General features: G+C 62.8%; 21 protein-coding genes. 16 read left to right on the top strand and 5 right to left on the bottom strand.

Features of this window, described 5'->3' with window-relative positions:
* From VX159_RS06490 to fabI, 3 genes are all read right to left on the bottom strand, one after another.
* Nucleotides 1-483, bottom strand: a complete 483-nt coding sequence (locus VX159_RS06490) for a hypothetical protein (RefSeq protein WP_371325157.1) — start codon at nt 481-483, stop codon at nt 1-3.
* Nucleotides 484-513: 30 nt separating this feature from the next.
* A complete protein-coding gene (locus tag VX159_RS06495; RefSeq protein WP_371325158.1) occupies nt 514-1,092 on the bottom strand; it encodes a hypothetical protein in 579 nt (192 codons plus the stop codon).
* A 116-nt stretch (nt 1,093-1,208) separates the two neighbouring features.
* The gene (gene fabI, locus VX159_RS06500) at nt 1,209-1,991 is read right to left on the bottom strand and encodes an enoyl-ACP reductase FabI (RefSeq protein WP_371325159.1); all 783 of its coding nucleotides are present in this window, start codon (nt 1,989-1,991) and stop codon (nt 1,209-1,211) included.
* A 254-nt stretch (nt 1,992-2,245) separates the two neighbouring features.
* On the opposite strand from fabI, the gene VX159_RS06505 reads away from it, so the two are divergent.
* From VX159_RS06505 to VX159_RS06545, 9 genes are all read left to right on the top strand, one after another.
* The gene (locus tag VX159_RS06505) at nt 2,246-4,141 is read left to right on the top strand and encodes an NAD(P)H-dependent oxidoreductase subunit E (protein WP_371325499.1); all 1,896 of its coding nucleotides are present in this window, start codon (nt 2,246-2,248) and stop codon (nt 4,139-4,141) included.
* Nucleotide 4,142: 1 nt separating this feature from the next.
* On the top strand, nt 4,143-4,868 hold the full coding sequence (locus tag VX159_RS06510) for a 2Fe-2S iron-sulfur cluster-binding protein (RefSeq protein ID WP_371325160.1): 726 nt from the start codon (nt 4,143-4,145) through the stop codon (nt 4,866-4,868).
* Complete coding sequence (locus VX159_RS06515; RefSeq protein ID WP_371325161.1) at nt 4,865-5,419, top strand: NADP oxidoreductase; 555 nt, start codon at nt 4,865-4,867, stop codon at nt 5,417-5,419. Before VX159_RS06510 ends, VX159_RS06515 begins: the two co-directional genes overlap by 4 nt.
* A gap of 36 nt (nt 5,420-5,455) precedes the next feature.
* Nucleotides 5,456-6,919 carry a Ni/Fe hydrogenase subunit alpha gene (locus VX159_RS06520; protein WP_371325162.1) on the top strand — a complete coding sequence of 488 codons (1,464 nt, stop codon included), beginning with the start codon at nt 5,456-5,458 and terminating at the stop codon, nt 6,917-6,919.
* 9 nt (nt 6,920-6,928) lie between these two features.
* The gene (locus tag VX159_RS06525) at nt 6,929-7,489 is read left to right on the top strand and encodes a hydrogenase maturation protease (RefSeq protein WP_371325163.1); all 561 of its coding nucleotides are present in this window, start codon (nt 6,929-6,931) and stop codon (nt 7,487-7,489) included.
* Nucleotides 7,490-7,534: 45 nt separating this feature from the next.
* Nucleotides 7,535-8,512, top strand: a complete 978-nt coding sequence (locus VX159_RS06530; protein WP_371325164.1) for an HlyD family secretion protein — start codon at nt 7,535-7,537, stop codon at nt 8,510-8,512.
* 7 nt (nt 8,513-8,519) lie between these two features.
* Nucleotides 8,520-11,276, top strand: coding sequence for a ribosome-associated ATPase/putative transporter RbbA (rbbA, locus tag VX159_RS06535; protein WP_371325165.1), 2,757 nt, complete (start codon nt 8,520-8,522; stop codon nt 11,274-11,276).
* Between the two features lie 2 nt (nt 11,277-11,278).
* Complete coding sequence (locus tag VX159_RS06540; protein WP_371325166.1) at nt 11,279-12,409, top strand: ABC transporter permease; 1,131 nt, start codon at nt 11,279-11,281, stop codon at nt 12,407-12,409.
* Between the two features lie 80 nt (nt 12,410-12,489).
* Complete coding sequence (locus VX159_RS06545) at nt 12,490-13,209, top strand: hypothetical protein (RefSeq protein ID WP_371325167.1); 720 nt, start codon at nt 12,490-12,492, stop codon at nt 13,207-13,209.
* Nucleotides 13,210-13,271: 62 nt separating this feature from the next.
* Here the strand turns inward: VX159_RS06545 and VX159_RS06550 are convergent, their stop codons facing one another.
* Nucleotides 13,272-13,715 carry a universal stress protein gene (locus VX159_RS06550; RefSeq protein WP_371325168.1) on the bottom strand — a complete coding sequence of 148 codons (444 nt, stop codon included), beginning with the start codon at nt 13,713-13,715 and terminating at the stop codon, nt 13,272-13,274.
* A 262-nt stretch (nt 13,716-13,977) separates the two neighbouring features.
* Here VX159_RS06550 and VX159_RS06555 point away from each other — a divergent pair, with 262 nt between their 5' ends.
* The 7 genes from VX159_RS06555 (at nt 13,978) to VX159_RS06585 (ending at nt 19,680) form a co-directional block, all read left to right on the top strand.
* Nucleotides 13,978-15,723, top strand: coding sequence for a PHA/PHB synthase family protein (locus tag VX159_RS06555; protein WP_371325169.1), 1,746 nt, complete (start codon nt 13,978-13,980; stop codon nt 15,721-15,723).
* Between the two features lie 124 nt (nt 15,724-15,847).
* Nucleotides 15,848-16,453, top strand: a complete 606-nt coding sequence (locus tag VX159_RS06560) for a chemotaxis protein (RefSeq protein ID WP_371325170.1) — start codon at nt 15,848-15,850, stop codon at nt 16,451-16,453.
* A 23-nt stretch (nt 16,454-16,476) separates the two neighbouring features.
* A complete protein-coding gene (locus VX159_RS06565) occupies nt 16,477-17,217 on the top strand; it encodes an MBL fold metallo-hydrolase (RefSeq protein ID WP_371325171.1) in 741 nt (246 codons plus the stop codon).
* Between the two features lie 92 nt (nt 17,218-17,309).
* The gene (locus VX159_RS06570; protein ID WP_371325172.1) at nt 17,310-17,756 is read left to right on the top strand and encodes a hemerythrin domain-containing protein; all 447 of its coding nucleotides are present in this window, start codon (nt 17,310-17,312) and stop codon (nt 17,754-17,756) included.
* A 2-nt stretch (nt 17,757-17,758) separates the two neighbouring features.
* Nucleotides 17,759-17,986, top strand: coding sequence for a DUF2249 domain-containing protein (locus VX159_RS06575; protein ID WP_371325173.1), 228 nt, complete (start codon nt 17,759-17,761; stop codon nt 17,984-17,986).
* Between the two features lie 15 nt (nt 17,987-18,001).
* Entirely contained in the window at nt 18,002-19,303 is a 1,302-nt protein-coding gene (locus VX159_RS06580) for a hypothetical protein (protein WP_371325174.1), read from the top strand.
* Nucleotides 19,300-19,680 carry a SirB2 family protein gene (locus VX159_RS06585; protein ID WP_371325175.1) on the top strand — a complete coding sequence of 127 codons (381 nt, stop codon included), beginning with the start codon at nt 19,300-19,302 and terminating at the stop codon, nt 19,678-19,680. The genes VX159_RS06580 and VX159_RS06585 overlap by 4 nt, the downstream gene beginning before the upstream one ends.
* Nucleotides 19,681-19,706: 26 nt before the next feature.
* Here the strand turns inward: VX159_RS06585 and fnr are convergent, their stop codons facing one another.
* Nucleotides 19,707-20,447: a fumarate/nitrate reduction transcriptional regulator Fnr gene (gene fnr / locus VX159_RS06590; protein WP_371325176.1), complete on the bottom strand. Its 741-nt coding sequence runs from the start codon at nt 20,445-20,447 to the stop codon at nt 19,707-19,709.
* Between the last annotated feature and the right edge of the window lie 65 nt (nt 20,448-20,512).

Here is a 20,512-nt window from a genome sequence, read left to right on the forward strand (position 1 = left end):
TCAGGCGCGGGTTGCGACGCGTCGTTCGTGGGCGGCGGTGGCCGCCGGAATGTCGATGTCGAGGTCAGGGCAGAGGGCTTGCAGCCTTTCAATCACCCAGGGATTGGCCTCGTAGGTGAACTCCCGCGCCTCCAGCGGTGCGCCGCTGAAGGCTTCGACAAACAGTGCGACGGCGGCTGAGCGGCTGACCCCGTACTCGCAATGCACCATTACCGACATGGCAAACGGAGCGCGATGGATTTCGTCGACGAAATCGCGAATCCGGCGCGCCATCATCTGGTCGAACAGTCCGGGCAGCGCCGGCATGAATTCGTCGGCCGGCACTGCGTCGAAGAAGGAGAGGCGCAGGACATGCCGGAATAGCGGATCGAGCCGGGCTTCCGGCGTGGTTGGATCGGTGATCGAAATCACCGCCATGTACGGGTTGCCGGCCAGCGATTCGGCGAGCTTGCGCGAGGTGTAAAAGACGTGGTTGATGGTCATGTCACGGTCGACGGAAAAAATGCCGGTTTTTCATTCCATGAATACCGGATCGGAAAAAACCAGGGTGCCGTCCTTGCGCATCATCAGGTTATCGGCCTTGATCAGGTCGGGCAGCGCGTCGTATTCGGCAGAGAATTCCTCCAGTGCCTTCAGCGACTCCTGCAGGGCATCGCTCCATCCCATCGGCGTCACTGCCAGGTGGTGCAGCGCGATGCGGCCCATGTCGTGGGCAAAATTGCGCCAGGCCATGCAGGCATCAAAGTACGAGGTGGAAATCTTGGTTGCCAGTTCGACCGCGTCGCCCTGGCCGGGCAGTGGATAGAGCCGTTCAACCTCGACGATGTGGAAGGGGAAACCACGGCTCGACTTGCCGACTGTGCCGTGATCGGCAAAAACCACCGGGAAATGGCGGCCGGTCGGGCGGTCGGGGGCGGTGTAATAGGCGTAGTCGGTCGGTGACGAGAGGATCTTGAAAACACGTTCCTGGCCGTCGACGGTATCGGCTTCGACGACGATGGTGCTTTCGCCGCGCCCGATTTCACGGCGCCCCTTGAGCAGGGGGTGGTCCGGAACCGGATCGGCAATGATCGGTGTGGCGTTGCTGTCCATGGGCGACTCCACGAGCTGGAAATGAAGGCGGATGACACCGGCAGGCGCCATCCGGACTCCCTATTGTGCGCCCAAGCCCGATACCAGCGCCAGCCGGCGTCGGGCCTGGGACGGGATCAGGCGACGATATGGGCGCCGGCGTCGACGTAGATGGTCTGCCCGGTCATCCCTGACGAACCCGGGGTGCACAGGAAAGCAGTCAGCGCGCCGACTTCCTCGATGGTCACGGTGCGGCCGAGCGGCGCCTTCTGCGCGTCGGATTCGAGCAGGTTGTTGAAGTTGGCGATCCCGGAGGCGGCGCGGGTCATGATCGGGCCGGGCGACACGGCGAAGACGCGGATGCCCTTGGGGCCGAGGTCGTAGGCCATGTAGCGGACAGCCGATTCGAGCGCCGCCTTGATGATGCCCATCACGCCGTAGTTGCGGACCACGCGCTCGGCGCCCAGATAGGACATGGTGATCAGCGAGCCGCCGTGCGCCATCAAGGGCTCCAGCGCCTTGGCCATGCGCAGGAAGCTGTGGCAGGAGACGTTCATCGCGGCGTCGAAACCGGCTTCGGTGGCGTCGATGACGCGGCCGTGCAGGTCGTCGGCGTTGCAGAAGGCCATCGAGTGGATCGCGAAGTCGATTTCGCCGAAGGCGGCGCCGCATTCGGCGATCACGTTTTCCAGGCAGCCCGGTTCGGATACGTCGAGCTTCAGGAAGCGCTTGGCACCGAGGGCTTCGGCCAGCGGCTGGGTGTACTTGGCGGTCTTGTCGTTCTGGTAGGTCACGGCGATTTCGCCGCCCAGTTCGACGATGGCCTTGGCAACTGCATAGGCGATCGACTTGTCGTTGGCAATGCCGGTGACAATGCCTTTTTTGCCGGCGAGCGGCAGGGCCTGGTTGGTGAGGTTCATGCTGTTCTCTTCCCTGTGCTTGGTTTGCAAAATGCTGCTGTGCATCAATTGAACTCCTGTTGTGCTCTTGCGGCAAGGGGTTTTCGATGCTGTAGTGCAACAAGATTGTGTCACAAGCAGGTTGCAGCGGGATGACGTGGCGGAGTGCTTCTGCCGCAGTCAGCCGGGTTTTCTCGGCGTCGTTTGATCTGGCGCAAAAAAACACCAGGTCCGGCTGCTAACCTGTGGGCATCGAGCGGGCACTCATGGGGGAGATGATGATGCAGGCGAACGATAGACAGTCCGAAGCGGTGGCCGGGGTTGTCGACCGGGTGGTGGCGCATTACCGTGGCGATCCGAGTTGCATGGTCCAGATTCTGCGCGAAATTCAGGAGGCGCGGGGCTGGATTGAGCCTGCGGCGATTGACCGGTTGCAGACGGTGCTGGCGGTGCCGCGCACCAAGATCGAGGGCGTCGCCGGGTTCTATTCCTTTTTCCACACCCGGCCGGTGGGTCGCTACCGGCTGCTCTTCTCCGACAACATCACCGACCGCATGCAAGGCTCGGCGGCGTTGCTCGAACGCCTCTGTTCGGCGCTGTGGATCGAGCCGGGCAAGGTTTCCGAGGACGGGCTGGTCAGCGTCGACCGCACTTCCTGCACCGGTTTGTGCGATCAAGGGCCGGGCCTGCTGGTCAATTTGCGTGCCATCGGCCGGTTGACCGTGGAACGCATCGACCGCATCGTCGAACTGGTGCGTGACGAGGTGCCGCTGGCCGACTGGCCGGCGGAGTTCTTCGTGATCGAGGACAACATCCGCCGCGCCGATATCTTGCTCGCCACCCCCTTTGCTCCTGGCGATGCCTTGCGTGCGGCGCAGGCGCGGGTACCCAGCGACGGCCTCGCCGCCGCCAACCTGCGCTCCTGGCGCGAAGGCTTGCCGACTGGACTCGGCGGCCCGGCGGCGATGCTCGACGAAATCAAGCGCGCCAACCTGCGTGGGCGCGGCGGCGCCGGCTTCATGACCGGGCTCAAGTGGGAGGCTTGTCGCAACGCGCCGCTCAAGGCTGGGCAGCAGCGTTTCGTGGTCTGCAATGCCGACGAGGGCGAGCCCGGCACCTTCAAGGACCGGGTGTTGCTGACCACACGCGCCGATCTGGTATTCGAGGGGATGACCGTCGCCGCCTACGCCATCGGCGCCCAGCGCGGCTTTCTCTACCTGCGCGGCGAATATCGCTACCTGCTCGACGACCTCAACGCGGTGCTTGAACGCCGCCGTCGCGACGGCCTGCTTGGCAGTGACATCGGGGGGATCCCCGGTGCCGATTTCGAGATCGAAATTCATGTTGGAGCAGGGGCCTACGTCTGTGGCGAAGAGTCGGCGCTGATCGAGTCGCTCGAAGGCAAGCGCGGCACGCCGCGCAACCGTCCGCCCTTCCCGGTGACCAACGGCTATCTCGACCAGCCGACGGTAGTCAATAACGTCGAAACCTTCGCCGCCGCAGCCCTGATCGCGCTAAAAGGCGGTGACTGGTACGCGGCCATCGGCACTCGTCATTCGGCCGGGACCAAGCTTCTGTCGGTGGCCGGCAATTGTTCCCGACCCGGCATCTACGAATATCCTTTCGGCGTCAGTATCCGTCAGGTGCTGGCCGACTGCGGTGCGACCGATCCGCAGGCGGTGCAGGTCAGCGGTCCCTCCGGGGTCTGCCTCGGTGATGCCGAGTTCGACCGCTGCATCGGCTTCGAGGACATTCCTACTGCCGGCGCCTTCACCGTCTTCGACCGGAGCCGCGACATGTTCGAGGTGGCGCGCAATTACGTACATTTCTTCCAGCACGAGAGTTGTGGCTTCTGCACTCCGTGCCGGGTTGGTACCTCGCTGTTGAAGAACCTGATGGACAAACTGCACCAGGGCTGCGGCTCGCCCTACGATTTCGGCGAAATCGAAAAGCTCAACCAGTTGCTGCAGACGATGAGCCATTGTGGCCTCGGCCATACCGCCTGCAACCCGGTGCTCGACACCATCGCCCGCTTCCGCCCGGCCTACGAGCGGCGGATGCGGCAGCAGGAGTTCGCCCCTGCCTTCGACCTTGACCGGGCGCTGGCGGCGGCGCGGCAGATGACCGGGCGCGACGATGCCGGCGCGCACTTCCTCGATCAGGAGGCATGAGATGAGCCAGACCTTCACCCTCGACGGACTGAGTATTCCCTTTACCGAAGGCGAAACCATCATCCAGGCGGCGACGCGGGCCGGCGTCTTCATTCCGCACCTGTGCTACCACCCGGAGTTCAAGCCGCACGGTTCGTGCAAGCTGTGCACGGTCAAGGTCAATGGCCGCCATACCGCGTCGTGCACCTTGCGCGCCGCCGCCGGCATGGTGGTCGAGAACAATACCGAGGAACTCAACGCCGAGCGGCGGGCGCTGACCCAGATGCTGTTCGTCGAAGGCAACCATTTCTGCCCCTCGTGCGAAAAGAGCGGCCACTGCCAGTTGCAGGCCACCGCCTACCACCTCGGGATGATGAGTCCGCACTACGACCACTTTTTCCCCGACCGGCCGGTCGACGCCTCGCACCCGGAGGTGCTGCTCGATTTCAACCGCTGCATCCTTTGCTCGCTGTGCGTGCGCGCCAGCCGCGACGTCGATGGCAAGAACGTGTTCGCGCTGTCCGGGCGCGGAATCCGCACCCAGCTGATCGTCAATGCCAAGTCCGGCCGGCTGGCCGACACCGATTTCACGGTCGACGACAAGGCGGCGCACATTTGCCCGGTCGGCGTGATCCTGAAAAAGCGTCGCGGCTTCGCTGTGCCGATCGGCGAGCGACCGTACGACCGTGCCCCCTTGTCTGAAACCGCACTGGCCGAGGCTGTTTCGGCCCGGGAGGAGGGCGCATGAACACCACCGCACCGCGCAAACTCAAGGTTGCAACCACCTCGCTGGCTGGCTGTTTTGGCTGCCACATGTCCTTCCTCGACATCGACGAGCGCTTGTTCGCGCTGCTCGAACACATCGAATTCGACCGCTCGCCGCTGACCGACATCAAGAGCGTGAGCCCGGATTGCGATATCGGGATCGTCGAGGGCGGGCTGTGCAATGCCGAAAACGTGCACGTCCTGCGCGAGTTCCGCAAGCAGTGCAAGGTGTTGATTGCCATCGGTGCCTGCGCGATCAACGGCGGCCTGCCGGCGCAGCGCAACCATCTGCCGCTGCCGGTGATCCTCGAAGAGGTCTATCACACCAGCCCCGGCCTGGCCAACGGCCTGATCCCGAACGACCCGGAACTGCCGCTGCCGCTCAACCAGGTGCACCCGATCCATGAAGTGGTCAAGGTCGATTACTTCATCCCCGGTTGTCCGCCGTCCGGCGACGCGATCTGGAAGGTGCTGAGCGACCTGCTGGCCGGCCGCGAGCCCGAGCTGGGGCACGGCCTGCTGCACTATGACTAGGATTGGGCGCGTGGCGCCGATCAGGAAGGATTGAGCATGAGCTACCAACTGGAAACCGCTGCCCATCCGGAGACGCTGCGCCGGGTGGCGATCGATCCGGTGTCGCGGGTCGAGGGGCATGGCAAGGTGACCTTGCTGCTCGACGAGCAGAACAAGGTGCACCAGGTGCGCCTGCACATCGTCGAGTTTCGCGGCTTCGAGAAATTCATCCAGGGCCGCCCGTACTGGGAGGTGCCGGTGATGGTCCAGCGCCTGTGCGGGATCTGCCCGGTGTCGCATCACCTGGCGGCGGCCAAGGCGCTCGACCAGGTGGTCGGCGCCCGCCAGCTCACACCGACCGCAGAAAAGCTGCGCCGGCTGATGCATTACGGGCAGATGCTGCAATCGCACGCGCTGCATTTTTTCCATCTTTGTTCACCTGATCTGCTATTCGGTTTCGACAGCGAGGTGACCCGCCGCAATATCGTCGGCGTCGCCCAGGAACACCCGGAGATTGCCAAGCGCGGGGTGTTGCTGCGCAAGTTCGGCCAGGAGGTGATCCGCGTCACTTCGGGCAAGCGGGTGCATGGCACCGGCGCGGTGCCGGGCGGGGTGAACAAGGCGTTGACGGTGGCCGAGCGCGATGAATTGCTGCGCGACATCTACCAGATCGTCGCCTGGTCGCGCGATGCGGTGCACCTGATCCAGAAGGTGCATATGCAGGACCCCGGCCTCTACAACAGCTTCGGCATCTTCCGCTCGAACTTCATGTCGCTGGTCGGCCACAACGGCGACCTCGACTTTTATCACGGCACGCTGCGCGCCCGCGACGACAACGGCAAAGCGATTTTCGACGGCGTCGATTACTGCCAGTATGACCGCTACATCGAAGAGGAAGTGAAGCCGTGGAGCTACATGAAGTTCCCGTACTTCCGGGCCTTGGGCAAGGAGCACGGCTGGTACAAGGTCGGGCCGCTGGCGCGGGTGCAGAACTGTGACCAGATTCCGACCCCCTTTGCCGAACGCGAGCGCAAGGAATTCGTCGATTACGCCGGCGGCTCGCCGCTACATGCGCCGCTGGCCTATCACTGGACGCGGATGATCGAGATGCTGCACGCCGCCGAAACGATCAAGGACTTGCTGCACGACGACGATTTGCTGGGCGATCACCTGCTGGTCGAAGGCCCGCGGGCTTTTGAGGGGGTCGGCGTGATCGAGGCGCCGCGCGGCACCTTGTTCCACCATTACCGGGTCGATGAAAACGACTTGGTGACGATGGCCAACCTGATCGTATCGACCACCAACAACAATCAGGCGATGAACGAGGCGATCCGCCATGTCGCCCGCCGCTACCTGCACGGGCGGGAGATCACCGAGGGCCTGCTCAACCACATCGAAGTCGCGATCCGCGCCTTCGACCCCTGCCTCTCCTGCGCCACGCACGCGCTGGGCAAGATGCCGCTGGAGGTCGAGCTGATCGATGCTGACGGCGAGCGCGTGCATGCGCTGGCGCGCGGCTGAGGCACCATCTTGGTCGATTGCGAAGCCAGCGCAGATGCAGTTGCGGCAACCGGCCTGGCGCCGGTCGTGGTGTTCTGCATCGGCAATCCGAGCCGGGGCGATGACGCGCTTGGGCCGCATATCCACGGTCAACTGGAGAATTGGCTGAAAACCGCCGGGCTGGATGCGACGGTAGAACTGATTGAGGATTTCCAGCTGCAGATCGAGCACGCAGTGGATTTGGCCGGGCGGCAACTGGCGATCTTTGTCGATGCCGGGGTGGAAACCCTGGCACCCGTGGTTTTTCGCCGCTTGGCTGCGTCGACCGTGGCAACTCACTCCACCCATGCCCTGCCGCCGGAAAGCGTGCTGCAGGTGGCCTTGCAGATGGGCGTGCCACTGCCGCCGGCCTATGTGCTCTGCGTGCGCGGCGAGAGCTTTGCCTTGGGTGAGCCCTTGAGTCCGGCGGCACGCAGTTCTGCGGCGGCGGCACTGGGCTTGCTGCAGGATTTGCTGGGTGCCGCCGAGGGAGGCCAGGGGGTAGCGGATCGGGCAGCGAGGCTGGCCGGCAGCGGCGACCCGGGCGTATAATTCGCTGGTAATACTGACTTTTGAGTCAGTAAAGGCGGGTGCAGAATGAAAAAGATCAAAAACATCGTGGCCGGGGTGGCTTTGCTCCTCGGTGTAGCCAGCGTCGGCTACGTTTTCTGGCAACGTCAGGCGGCGGCTCTGCCGCCCGGGCTGACCAGTGCCAACGGGCGGCTGGAAGCGACCGAGGTCGATGTCGCCAGCAAGATTCCCGGGCGGATTGCGGCGGTGATGCCGCGCGAAGGCGACTGGGTCGAGGCCGGGACAGTGGTTGCCCGACTGGTTGCCGACGAACTGCGTGCCCAGTTGCGGGCGGCCGAAGCCAGCGTGGTCCAGGCCGAGCGAGCGGTCGATCAGGGCCGTGCCGGGGTGCGCAAATCGCGCGCCGACCTGCAGCTTGCCGACAAGACCCTGCAGCGCTCTGAAGAACTGGTCGGGCGCGGCTTCATCTCGCGCAACAAGCTCGACAGCGACCAGAGCGGCATGGAAGGCGCGATGGCCGGCATGGCCCAGGCGCAGGGCCGGGTCGCCGAAGCCGGTGCGGCGGTGGCGGCGGCACGGGCGCGGGTCGAGGTGCTGCAGGCCAATCTGCGCGACAGCGAACTGCTGGCACCGGTCTCCGGCCGCGTACTCTACCGCCTGGCCGAGCCGGGCGAAGTGCTGGCGGCCGGCGGCAAGGTGCTGACCCTGCTCGATCTGAGCGAAATGCATCTGACAGTCTTTCTGCCGACGGCGCTGGCCGGGCAGGTGGCGCTCGGCAGCGAGGCGCGGGTCGTGCTCGACGCCTTGCCGCAGCAGCCGCTGCCGGCGACGGTCAGTTTCGTCGCGGCCAAGGCGCAGTTTACGCCGCGCGAGGTCGAGACCCGCAGCGAACGCGAGAAACTGATGTTCCGGGTCAAGGTCCGGGTCGATCCGGACTGGCTGGCGGCGCACCGCGATCTGGCCAAGAGCGGCATGCCTGGCGTCGCCTATCTCAAGCTGGCCGCTGCCGCACCCTGGCCGGCGGCGCTGGCGGTGGCGCGCTGAGGCGGGTATGAGCGCCGAGGCAGCGGTGCTGGCGCGGCTGAGCGGCGTCCGCCTGGAATACGGCGCGGTGCAGGCGCTGGCCGAGCTTGAGTTGAGCCTGCCGGCGGGGTGCATGGTCGGGCTGATCGGCCCGGATGGTGTCGGCAAATCCTCGTTGCTGGCCTTGCTTGCCGGTGCCCGGCGGATTCAGCATGGGACGGTCGAAGTGCTCGGCGGCCATCTGGCCGATCCGGCTTTTCGCGCCGCGATCCAGCCGCGTATCGCCTACATGCCGCAAGGGCTGGGCAAGAATCTCTATCCGACCCTGTCGGTCAATGAAAACCTGCATTTTTTCGGCCGCCTGTTCGGCCAGGCTGCCGCCGAGCGGCAGGTACGCATCGCCGAATTGCTTGCCGCAACCGGCTTGACGCCGTTCGCCGAACGGCCGGCTGGGCAGCTTTCGGGCGGGATGAAGCAGAAGCTGGGCCTGTGTTGTGCATTGATCCACGACCCCGACCTGCTGATTCTCGATGAGCCGACCACCGGCGTCGATCCGCTGTCGCGGCGCCAGTTCTGGGAACTGATCGCACGCATTCGCGAGCGGCGGCCGGGAATGAGCGTGCTGGTCGCCACCGCGTACATGGAAGAGGCCGAACGCTTCGACTGGCTGGTGGCGATGGATGCCGGCCGCGTGCTTGGCTGCGGGACGCCGGCCGAGTTGCGGGTGCGCACCGGCCGCGACAACCTCGATGCGGCCTTCATCGAGTTGCTGCCGGCAGCCCGCCGCCAGGCGCACCGGGCGCTCAGCATTCCGCCGCGTGCGGCTGGCGGCACCACCTGGGCGATCGAGGCAGAGGATCTGAGCCAGCGTTTCGGCGAATTCACCGCCGTCGATGGCGTCAGCTTCCGCATCGCCCAGGGCGAGATTTTTGGCTTTCTCGGCTCGAACGGCTGCGGCAAGACGACCACCATGAAAATGCTGACCGGCTTGTTGCCGCCGACCGCCGGCAGCGCCCGCCTGTTCGGCCAGCCGGTTGCTGCCGGCGATCTCGCCACCCGGCGCCAGGTCGGCTACATGTCGCAGGCTTTTTCGCTCTACGGCGAGTTGACCGTGTTCGCCAACCTCGACCTGCATGCCCGCCTGTTCGCCTTGCCGGCGGCGCAGCGGCAGGCGCGGATTGGCGGGTTGATGCAGCGCTTCGGCCTCGACGAATACGCCGACCAGCCGGCCGCCGAGTTGCCGCTGGGGATCCGCCAGCGCCTCTCGCTGGCGGTGGCGGTGGTGCATGAACCCCGGCTGCTGATCCTCGACGAGCCGACATCCGGCGTCGACCCGGTGGCCCGCGACCAGTTCTGGGAGTTGCTGATCGAGTTGTCGCGCGGGCAGGGGGTGACGATCTTCATCTCGACCCACTTCATGAACGAGGCCGAGCGTTGCGATCGGATTTCCTTGATGCACGCCGGCCGCGTCCTCGCCTGCGATACGCCGCAGGGGCTGCGTGCCGGGCAGGGGGCGGCGACGCTCGAAGCGGCCTTTATCGCTTATCTGGAGGCAGCAAACAGTGGTCGCAGCGATCTGGTCACGGTCGACGGCGAAAAAACCGAAAAATCGCCTTCCCCGCCGGTCGACCGTGAGGCTCCGTCTCACGCCGCTCCAGGCGGCTTCAGCCTGCGCCGCCTGCTCGCCTACGCCGGGCGGGAGTGGCTGGAATTGCGCCGCGACCGAATCCGCCTGGCCTTTGCCTTGCTTGGCTCGCTGTTGATGATGTTCGTGCTTGGCTACGGTTTGAGTTTCGATGTCGAAGGCCTGCGCTTTGCCGTGCTTGATCGCGACCAGACGCCGGCCAGCCGCGACTACATTGCCCACCTCGGCGGCACCCGTTACTTTGTCGAGCAGCCGCCGCTGCACGACGCCGGCGAACTGGAGCGGCAGTTGCAGAGCGGGCGGATTGCGCTGGCGATTGAAATTCCCGAAAACTATGGGCGCGAACTGGGACGCGGCCGCAGCGTCGAGCTTGCCGCCTTTGTCGATGGCGCCATGCCTTTCCGCGGCGAGACCGTCCGTGGCTACGTCGAAGGCCTGCATCGCGACTATCTTGCCCGGCGCCAGCTGGAAAGCCGTGGCGAAGCGCCCGCGCCAGCGTTCAGCCTGGTCAGCCGCTACCGTTACAACCAGGACTTCAAGAGCATCTACGCGATGGTGCCGGCGGTGATTCCGCTGTTGCTGCTGCTGATTCCCGCGATCCTGATGGCGCTCGGCGTGGTCCGCGAAAAGGAGCTGGGCTCGATCACCAACCTGTATGTGACGCCGGTCAGCCGCCTCGAATTCCTGCTCGGCAAGCAATTGCCCTACATCGGCCTGAGTCTGGCCAGCTATGCGCTGATGCTGGCCGAGGCGGTCTGGCTGTTCGCGGTGCCGGTCAAGGGCAGCCTGGCGGCGATGTCGCTCGGCGCGCTGCTGTACGTCGCGGCAACCACCGGGTTGGGGCTGCTGATGTCCAACTTCACGCGGACGCAGATTGCCGCGCTGTTCGGGACCGCGATCGTGACCATGCTGCCGACTATCCAGTTTTCCGGCCTGACCTCGCCGGTCGAGTCCTTGCAGGGGGCCAGCTACTGGATCGGTCAGTTTTACCCGGCAACCTACTTCATCCTGATCTGTCGCGGTGCCTTCACCAAGGGCCTGGGCTTTGCCGAACTGTGGCCGGCACTGCTGGCGCTGGCCGCCTTCGCGCCGGTGCTGACGGCGGTCAACGTTGCCTTGCTGCGGAAACAGGAGGATTGAGGATGCGCTTCTCGCTGGCTCAGGTCTATCGTCTGGGGATCAAGGAACTGCGCAGCCTGGCGGCCGACAAGGTGTTGCTGGCGCTGATCTGCTGGGCGTTCAGCGGGGCGATCTACGAGGCTGCAACCGGGGTTTCGCAGCAATTGCATCTGGCGCCGGTAGCGATTGTCGATGCCGACGTTTCGCCGCTGTCGACGCGCCTGGCGGCAGCCCTCTATCCCCCGTATTTCCAGGTGCCGCAGAGCATTTCGCCGGAGCAGATGGATCCGGCGCTGGATCAGGGCCTGTACGCCTTCGTGCTGGTGATTCCGGCCAATTTCCAGCGTGACCTGAGCGCCGGGCGACGGCCGGAAATTCAGCTGAATATCGATGCCACGGTGGTCAGCCAAGCCTTTATCGGGGCCGGCTACATCAAGCAGATCGTTGCTGGCGAGGTCGCCCACTACCTGCAGGGCGATGCCGCCGCCGCACCCGACGCAATCCGTCTGGCGACGCGGGTACGCTTCAACCCCAATCTCACCGGCGTGTGGTTCGGCGGGGTGATGGAGGCGATCAACAACGTCACCATGCTGACCATCATCTTGGTCGGCGCCGCCTTCGTCCGCGAGCGCGAGCACGGGACGCTGGAACACCTCTTGGTGATGCCGCTGCGTCCGGCCGAAATCATGCTGGCCAAAATCTGGGCCAACGGGCTGGCAGTGCTGCTCGGGGTCGCCTTCGCGCTCAAGGTGGTGGTGCAGCAACTGCTGGAGGTGCCGCTGGCCGGGTCGCTGGCGCTGTTCCTGCTGGCGGCGGCTGGCTACCTGTTTGCCGCCGCGTCGATCGGCATCTTTCTCGCGACGCTGGCCCGCTCGATGCCGCAGCTGGGCCTGCTGATCATTATCGTGATTGTTCCGCTGCAGCTGCTCTCGGGCGGCGTGACGCCGCAGGAAAGCATGCCCGAGGCGGTGCGCTGGGTGATGGCGGCGACTCCGACCACCTATTTCGTCCGCCTGGCGCAAGGCATTCTTTACCGGGGGGCCGGCCTCGACGTGGTCTGGCGCGACCTGCTGCTGATGCTGACCGTCGGCGGTGGCTTCTTTGCCGTCGCCTTGTTGCGCTTCCGCAAGTCGGTAGCGCAGAGTCTGAATTGATTTTCATCATGGGCAGCAGCGAGGTCGCTGTTTAAGCTGCATCCCCGTGTCTGCCGCTTTCGGCAGAAAGCGGAGTTGACATGCATTTCCTCAGAAGCGTCTTGGCGGCGACCGCGGTCGCCGCATTTTTTCCCGCAGCTTCGCTCGCGCTGGCGGGCGAAAGCGCTGAACAGCATTTTGTCGCTTTGCAGACCGACGAACAGGCAGGCAAGCGTTTGCCGGGTCGCGAACTGGTGCTCGAAATCGACCTCGCCGCCAGCGATGTCGAGCGGCAGGAAGAGGGTAGCCGGCATCGCCTGCATTACCGGATGGCCGCCAACCAGGTGGCCGAGGGCTGGAGCTGGCAGCCGCAGGCCAACCCGGCGCAGGAAGATTATTACCGCTACAAGTTCCTGCCCCTGCAGTCGTTGACCGTGGAGCGCGGCGAATACACCCACGAAGACAAGATCGGCGAGGCCCAGCAGATGCGCATCGTCTGGCGCTACGACTATTTCCTGGCTTTCGACAACCTCTACGAGTTCTACCCGCGGCTGGTCGATGACGAAGCCGGTTTCGACGTCGAGTGGATGAGCCTGGCCGACGAGCGCGTCGGCTTGCGGGCCAAGGTCACGCTGGGCGAAACGCCGCTGTCGGAAAGTACGACTTTCTGGAAGGCGATTCATGCCCAGCCACGCGATCTGACCCTGAAAAAACGTTATTTCGTCGGCCAGTTGCAAGCACTGGAAGCTTTTGATCGGCAAAGTGGGGCGACCTTGTGCCGCATCGAGCGCGCTAGCAGTGGTCACTGCCGCCAGCCATAAATAGGCCAGCCGGCCAGTAAAAAGCCCGGCACCAGGCCGGGCTGCGATGGCAAGGGGATCGTTCAGCGATAGACGAGAACCGGAATCTTGGAGTGAGTGAGGACCTTGTTGGTCTCGCTGCCAAGCAAAAAGCCGCTAAAGCCGCGTCGACCGTGGGAAGCCATGAAAATCAGGTCGCATTCGGCCTTTTCGGCGGCTTCGATGATCGCTTCATAAGGGATATCGCTGGTTGCCGAAACCGTGGCGCATGGCACGCCGGCTTCAGCGCACAGGCGGCTTACTTCGCCGAGATATTCGGCGGCCTGTTGCTCGGCCATTTCAGCGAATTTTTCGGGAGTGGTCGGATCGATCAATGCGCCTTCGCCAAAATAGGCAATCGGATATTCCGGCTTCGCGAAGAAGGCGGTGATCCGGGCACCGGCTTCGCGGGCAAAGGTAACCGCACGCTGGACCGTGGCTTGCGACAGTTCCGAGCCATCGGTAGGAACAAAGATATGCTTGAACATGGTTTGCCTCCTTGGAAATCCTTGCCGGGCGGGGCTTTCGCGTCTTTTGCCCGAGTTCGTTTTCATGCTACGCCCAAGCGCTCGGGAAGGCAAACCCGAGGTAATCCGGCGCTCGGTTGATACCAGGAGATGGCCCGGTGCAGGCCGGCATCTGCGGAAAAATGCAAAGGCATTTGCGGCGGATCAAGTCTTGGCCGGCATTTAAGCTGCGAGTCGGGGGTAAGATGATCGCCATACCGTCGTCAATCAAGAGGTGAATTCGATGTCCGGCAATCAAAATGCGTTCAAGGATCTCGATCTGGCTGGCCTGAGTACGCTGGAAAATATTGGCCAAGCGGTCGGCAAAAGCGTCGATCCCTTCGGTGTCACCACTTCGCTGGTCAATGCCTGGATGGCCTGGGCGCTGCATCCGCAGGAACTGGCCCGGGCGGTCAGCGGTTTGTCGGGCGACCTGTTGGCCCTGCAGGCGCATGTCGCGCGGCGGGCGCTCGGCCTGCCCTCGCAGGACGTGATCACGCCGAATGCCGACGACGCGCGTTTTTCGGCCCCGGTGTGGACCGACTCGGCAAGCTGGGACATCATCAAGGAGTGGTATCTCGCCTTTACTCACCGCTTGCAGGACATGTTTTTCGAAACGCCGGGACTCTCCGACAGGGAGCGGCGGCGGGCGGCTTTCTGGCTGCGCAAGTGGCTGAACATGGTCGCTCCGACCAACTTCTTCTGGCTCAATCCGGTGGCCATGCAGCGCTGTGTCGAGACCCATGGCGAAAGTCTGCGTCAGGGCTGGGAGAACTTCCAGCGCGACGTGCAGGCCAAGAATATCCTGATGGTCGAGCCGGATGCTTTCGAAGTCGGCAAGGAACTTGCGACGACGCCGGGCAAGGTGGTTTTCCGCAACCGCCTGGTCGAGTTGATCCACTATGCACCGACCACCGAAAAGGTCAGGGCGATGCCGATCGTGATCATCACGCCGTGGATCAACAAATTTTACATTCTCGATCTGACGGCCAAGAAAAGCCTGGTCAAGTACCTGACCGATCAGGGGTTTTCGGTATTCATCACCAGCTGGAAAAATCCCGATGCCGGTATGGCCGATGTCCGCTTCGACGATTACCTGCTCGAAGGCGTCAACGAAGTGGTTGCCGCTGCCCGTGCATTTTGTCAGGTACCGCAGGTGCATCTGGTCGGCTACTGCATCGGCGGGACGCTGGTGACCACCTACATGGCCTGGGCCAACAAGCATTTTGCCGCCGATCAGGTGCCGGTCGCGCACTGGACCTTGTTTACCACGCTGACTGATTTCTCGCATCCGGGCGACATCGATGTTTTCATCGATGAGGCCTGCATCGGTGCGCTTGAAGAGTCGATGGCCAAGAAGGGATACCTTGACGGCAGCGAAATGGCAATGTCTTTCCGCATGCTGCGCTCCAATGGCCTGATCTGGCATTACTGGGTGCACAGCTATCTGCTTGGCGAGGCCTTGCCGCCTTTCGATGTGCTGTTCTGGAACATGGACACGACGCGCATGCCGCAGGCGATGCATTCCTTTTATCTGCGCGAAATGTATCTGCACAACAACCTGATCAAGCGCGACCGGCTGAGCATCGCCGGCGAACCGATCGACCTCGACCGGATCGTCCAGCCGCTTTATGCCGTGACTGCCGAAGACGATCACATCGCGCCGTGGAAGCAGTGTTACCGGATTCGCAAGTACATCAATGTCAGCGCTCCGGTGCGTTTTGTGCTGTCAACCTCGGGTCATATCCTCGGTATCGTCAATCCGCCCGCCAATCCTCCCAAGCGCGCTTACTGGATTGCCGAACCGGAGCGTAATGAGCATTGGGAGCACTGGCTTGACCGGGCCGACAAGAAAGCAGGAACCTGGTGGGAGGACTGGACCGGCTGGCTGGCCGAGCGGACCGGTGAACTGGTTCCGGCTTATCCGGCGGAAAGCGCGGGTTACCCGGCGCTGGCCGATGCTCCCGGCGAATATGTCCGCGAAAGATAGCGCGGCGGCTTTTTTTACCGGCTGCCGCCGCTTTCCCACTGTTCCTTTGTCGCCCGAGTTGATAAATTAGCGCCTGCTTCAAAAAGGCGATTGGGAAAATTCTGCTATGAGTACAGGATTGGCTGTGACAAAGAAAAGCGCGTCGACCGCTGGCGCTGATTTACTGCGTATTGTGCGCATCAACGAAGAAATCAAGTTGGTGGTCAGTGTCGCTTTTAAAATCAATATCATGGCGCTCAATGCGATTTTTCTCGCCAAGCGTGCGGGTACCGCCGCGCTTGGCTTCGGGGTGCTATCGAACGAGTTGCGGGTTTTTTCCCAGGATTTGCGCACCTGCATGCAGACCTTGACCGATCTGATTCACGCCAGCGTTGGCGAGGTTTCGGTGACCCTCAAGAATGTACGTCGTACCCGCTTGCTGCGCGCTGCGGTGCGAATGGCGCCAGAGTCTTCGGCAACAGCAGCATTGGCCCGCCGGGAGGCGGAAAACGAAGTGCATGAGCTCAAGTTTCAGTCTTTGCGCAAGCAGCTCAAGCGCGCACTTGAAGATGCATTTCAGATGGTTGAGCTGGGCGGCGTGCTGGCCAAGTCGGCCAAGATCGAAGCCGCTTATGGCCAGAGTTTTGCCGGGGCCCTGGCTCAGGTGTCGGGGGAATTCGACGGTATTGTCGAGGAAATTCGTAGTTCGCTGGAGTCGTTGCGCCGCTCGACTTTCGTCACCGCGCGCTGATTGCCCAGGGAGGGATGAGGACAATGAAAAAAACCGAAACTATTTTTCAGGATGGGTCGCACAAATGGGTGGCGATCATCCGCGATCAGGAAAAGCCCGGGTATCTGGTCGATACCAATGAGTATCTTGTGATCAACGGCAAGCAGGGGCTGTTGCTCGACCCCGGTGGTGCCGAAATTTTCCCGGCAGTCTTTTCGGCGTTGTCGGCTGAGTTTGATCCGTCGGCTCTGACCGCGATCTTTGCCTCCCATCAGGACCCCGACATCTGTTCGTCGCTTGCCCTGTGGCTGGAATTCAACCCGGCGATGCGCTGCTACATCAGTTGGCTGTGGGAGAGCTTCATTCCCCATTTCGGCGGCGATGCCGAGACTTTCGTCCCGATTCCCGACGAGGGCATGGATATCTCCTTGAACGGGCTGCCCTTGCGTGCGGTGCCGGCGCATTACCTCCACTCCTCGGGGAATTTCCACCTTTACGACAAGCAGGCAAAAATCCTGTTCAGCGGCGATGTCGGGGCAGCATTACTGCCGCCCGGCGATGAGAGCCTGTTCGTCGAAAAATTCGATACTCACATCCGTTATGCCGAAGGCTTCCATCGTCGCTGGATGGGGTCGAACGATGCCAAGCGTCGCTGGTGCGAACGGGTGTCGCAACTCGATATCGACATGCTTTGTCCGCAGCACGGGTCGATCTATCGCGGTGCCGACGTGCAGCGCTTCATTAACTGGTTCGATGAATTGCAAGTCGGAATTATCCAGTACTAAAAGCATTTTTGTCGATTTGACGGCTGTCAAGGCGTGACCGCAAGGGTCACGCCGACAATCAGGGAAAGATTTCCGCAGCCGTGAGTAACACGATGACCACCATACGTAACCTGATGACCGACGATCATCGTCGGTGCGACGATTTTTTTGCCGATGCCGAGCAGGCTGTCGGTAAAGGCAATCTGGAGGCCGCCCGAGCCGCTTTTGCGCACTTCCGCCAAGCTACGCTGGCGCATTTCGACAGTGAGGAAAAGACGCTTTTTCCGACATTCGAGGCCAAAACCGGGATGAGCATGGGGCCTACCCAGGTGATGCGGATGGAGCATGCCCAGATGCGAACCCTGTTTGATGATGCCGATGCTGCGCTGGTTTCCGGCGATAGCGACGAGTATCTGGGGGTGGCCGAAACCTTGCTGATCATGATGCAGCAGCACAATATGAAAGAGGAAAACATCCTTTATCCGATGTGCGATCAGCATCTTGCGGACGAGTTGCCGGAGTTGTTGCCGCGCCTCGAAAGCGAACTGGCCGGGGAGTGAGCATGAGCCATCCCAAGACGCCGCACGTGGTCGATGCCCGCTATCTGGAGCCGCCGGAGCCCTTTGTCCAGACCATGGAGATGCTCGACCGGCTGGCGGTTGGTGAGCGGATGCTGCTGCTGCTGTTCCGTGAGCCGCACCCCCTGTACAAGGTCCTGCGCCAGAATGGGCATACCTACGAAACCGAATTGCTGCCTGACGGTACTTTCGAAATCCTGATCACTCGCTGAGCGGAGGCGGACTCGATGCAGGCCCTGCTGTCGTTCGAGAATGCTCCGCCGTTTGCTGCCCCTCTCAGGTTTTTCATCACGGCGCCGCTGCTGGCGGCACTGGCCGGCCTGATTCTGGTCTGGCAGGGGGGCGACCTATTGTCGTCGCGCTGGCATCCCGGATTGCTGGCAGCCACGCACTTGCTGACCGTCGGTTTCATGCTGATGGTGATGCTTGGGGCGCTGATCCAGATTCTGCCGGTGGTTGCCGGTGCCAATCTGCGCCAGCCTTTGCAGCTGGCGCGTGGCCTGCATCCGCTGCTGTTGCTCGGTGCGCTGATGCTGGCGGCAGGATTGCTGTTCGGCAGGCCAGGCTGGTTGCAATTGGCGGCAGCCCTGTTGCTGTCGGCTGGTGGCTGGTTTATCCATTCTGCCGTGCAGGCTTTGTGGCGGGTACCCCTTACCAGCCCTACCATCGCCGGCCTGAAGCTGGCTTTGCCAGCGTTGGCGCTCAGCTTGCTGCTGGGGGGCGGGTTGGCCCTGACCTTGGCCGGTGGCTGGGCCTGGCCAGTTTCGGGGGTGACTGACCTGCATGCGGGCTGGGCTCTCGGCGCCTGGGCCACCGTCCTGCTCGCCGCCGTTGCCTATGTCGTGGTCCCGATGTTTCAGTTAACGCCGGGCTATCCGGCGCGAGCCGGCTGGCTGTTTCCCTGGGCAATGTGTGGCGTCGTGCTGTTTTGGTCGCTGGCCGAGATTTTCCGGTTCGCTGCGGCCGGTTTGCTGGCTCGCCAGCTGGCTGCCGGCCTGGGGCTGGCCTTTGCCGTTCAGACCTTGTATCTGCAGGGGCAGCGGCGGCGGGCGCGGCCCGACGCGATTTATCGTTTCTGGCAAGGAGGGCTGCTTTGCGCGGTTTTTGCGCTATTGCTGCTGTTGACCGTGAATGCCTTGCCCGAGGCGTTTGCCTGGGCTGGCTGGCCGGTGCTGATCGGGGTCTTGCTGCTGCCCGGTGCCTTTGTCGCCTTTATTTCCGGAATGCTATACAAGATCGTCCCTTTTCTGGCCTGGATGCATTTGCAAAATGCCGGACAGGGCAAGGTTTCGGCTCCCAGCATGGGTAAGCTGTTGCCTGAACGCGATGCTCTCTTGCAATCACGCTTGTATTTCACGGCAATGCTGCTCTTGCTGCTGGCAGTGTTTTTCCCCGACTGGCTGGCACGGCCGGCTGGTCTGAGTTTTGCAGCAGCCATGCTGTGGCTGGCGAGGAATTTGTGGTTGGCCTTGCGGCGTTATCGGGCGCACCAGCGGCTATTGTCGGGTATCGCGGAGGAGGGGGCGTGAGCTATCTGTTGTTGAAGCATCTGCATGTCAGTTGTGTGGTGCTCAGTGGCATCGGCTTCTTGCTGCGGGGGCTGTGGATGCTGCGGGGGTCGCCGTTGCTCGGTCATCGCCTGACACGCATATTGCCGCATCTGATCGATAGTTCATTACTGGGCAGCGCGTTGCTTCTGGCGTGGTTGAGCGGTCAATATCCGTTCATGCTCGACTGGCTGACTGGCAAGTTTTTTGGTTTGCTCGCTTACATCGTCCTTGGGGCGCTGGCCCTCAAGCGTGCGCCCACCTTGCGTGGGCGTGCACTCTGCCTGGTGCTGGCGGTGGTGGCTTATGGCTACATCGTCAGCGTTGCCATGACCCGCAATCCGTGGCCCTGGGCTTGAGCGGCAAGCTTCCGCCCCTGTTCGGGTCAGTGTTGCGGGTGCATCAGGCTCTTGAGTCCGGCAACATTGAGAATGCGGATGTGTTTCTGCTGGACTGCGATATGGCCCTCTTCCTGGAAACGGGAAAAGGCGCGTGAAACGGTTTCCAGTTTGAGACCCAGGTAACTGCCGATTTCCTCGCGGGTCATCCGCAGGTAGAACTCGGAGGGAGAAAAGCCGCGCGCGGTGAAGCGCTGTGACAGGTTGAGCAGGAAGGCGGCCAGGCGCTCTTCGGCGCGCATTGTTCCGAGCAGCATCATTACACCATGGTCACGGACGATTTCGCGGCTCATTACCTTGTGGAAATGGTGTTGCAGGGTATGAATCTCGCGCGACAGGGACTCCAGGCGCGAGAAGGGGATCGCGCAGACCTCGCTGTCTTCGAGGGCGATCGCGTTGCAGGTGTGGTGTTCAGTGCTGATTCCGTCAAGTCCGAGCAATTCGCCGGCCATCTGGAAGCCCGTCACCTGGTCCCGGCCGTCGGAGAGCAGGACGCCGGTTTTGAAAAAGCCGCTGCGGATCGCGTAGATTGCATCAAAGGTTTCGCTGGCGCGGTAGAGGTGGTCGCCACGCTTGACCCGGCGGCGGGTCGAGACCAGATCGTCGAGGCGTGCCATTTCCTCAGGCGAGAGCCCAAGCGGCAGGCAGAGCTCACGCAAGTTGCAGTTGGAACAGGCCGTTTTGATGACCGCGAGGGATACTTCTTCGTTCAGTTTGTGCTGACCCATACGCAACCTGCAATCGATTGATCCATGTCAACCGTTAAAATCGACCTTCCGAACATAATGCCGCA

The organism is Dechloromonas sp. ZY10 (assembly GCF_041378895.1).
GTDB lineage: Bacteria > Pseudomonadota > Gammaproteobacteria > Burkholderiales > Rhodocyclaceae > Azonexus > Azonexus aquae.

What these genes read in the sequence shown, in the direction of transcription:
- VX159_RS06490 (WP_371325157.1), bottom strand. Translation starts at nt 483, where the DNA reads ATGACCATCAACCACGTCTTTTACACCTCGCGCAAGCTCGCCGAATCG.
- VX159_RS06565 (WP_371325171.1), top strand. Translation starts at nt 16,477, where the DNA reads ATGAAAAAAACCGAAACTATTTTTCAGGATGGGTCGCACAAATGGGTG.
- VX159_RS06515 (WP_371325161.1), top strand. Translation starts at nt 4,865, where the DNA reads ATGAACACCACCGCACCGCGCAAACTCAAGGTTGCAACCACCTCGCTG.
- VX159_RS06530 (WP_371325164.1), top strand. Translation starts at nt 7,535, where the DNA reads ATGAAAAAGATCAAAAACATCGTGGCCGGGGTGGCTTTGCTCCTCGGT.
- VX159_RS06520 (WP_371325162.1), top strand. Translation starts at nt 5,456, where the DNA reads ATGAGCTACCAACTGGAAACCGCTGCCCATCCGGAGACGCTGCGCCGG.
- fnr (WP_371325176.1), bottom strand. Translation starts at nt 20,447, where the DNA reads ATGGGTCAGCACAAACTGAACGAAGAAGTATCCCTCGCGGTCATCAAA.
- VX159_RS06555 (WP_371325169.1), top strand. Translation starts at nt 13,978, where the DNA reads ATGTCCGGCAATCAAAATGCGTTCAAGGATCTCGATCTGGCTGGCCTG.
- VX159_RS06510 (WP_371325160.1), top strand. Translation starts at nt 4,143, where the DNA reads ATGAGCCAGACCTTCACCCTCGACGGACTGAGTATTCCCTTTACCGAA.
- VX159_RS06505 (WP_371325499.1), top strand. Translation starts at nt 2,246, where the DNA reads ATGATGATGCAGGCGAACGATAGACAGTCCGAAGCGGTGGCCGGGGTT.
- VX159_RS06540 (WP_371325166.1), top strand. Translation starts at nt 11,279, where the DNA reads ATGCGCTTCTCGCTGGCTCAGGTCTATCGTCTGGGGATCAAGGAACTG.
- rbbA (WP_371325165.1), top strand. Translation starts at nt 8,520, where the DNA reads ATGAGCGCCGAGGCAGCGGTGCTGGCGCGGCTGAGCGGCGTCCGCCTG.
- VX159_RS06570 (WP_371325172.1), top strand. Translation starts at nt 17,310, where the DNA reads ATGACCACCATACGTAACCTGATGACCGACGATCATCGTCGGTGCGAC.
- VX159_RS06550 (WP_371325168.1), bottom strand. Translation starts at nt 13,715, where the DNA reads ATGTTCAAGCATATCTTTGTTCCTACCGATGGCTCGGAACTGTCGCAA.
- VX159_RS06545 (WP_371325167.1), top strand. Translation starts at nt 12,490, where the DNA reads ATGCATTTCCTCAGAAGCGTCTTGGCGGCGACCGCGGTCGCCGCATTT.
- VX159_RS06575 (WP_371325173.1), top strand. Translation starts at nt 17,759, where the DNA reads ATGAGCCATCCCAAGACGCCGCACGTGGTCGATGCCCGCTATCTGGAG.
- VX159_RS06580 (WP_371325174.1), top strand. Translation starts at nt 18,002, where the DNA reads ATGCAGGCCCTGCTGTCGTTCGAGAATGCTCCGCCGTTTGCTGCCCCT.
- fabI (WP_371325159.1), bottom strand. Translation starts at nt 1,991, where the DNA reads ATGAACCTCACCAACCAGGCCCTGCCGCTCGCCGGCAAAAAAGGCATT.
- VX159_RS06495 (WP_371325158.1), bottom strand. Translation starts at nt 1,092, where the DNA reads ATGGACAGCAACGCCACACCGATCATTGCCGATCCGGTTCCGGACCAC.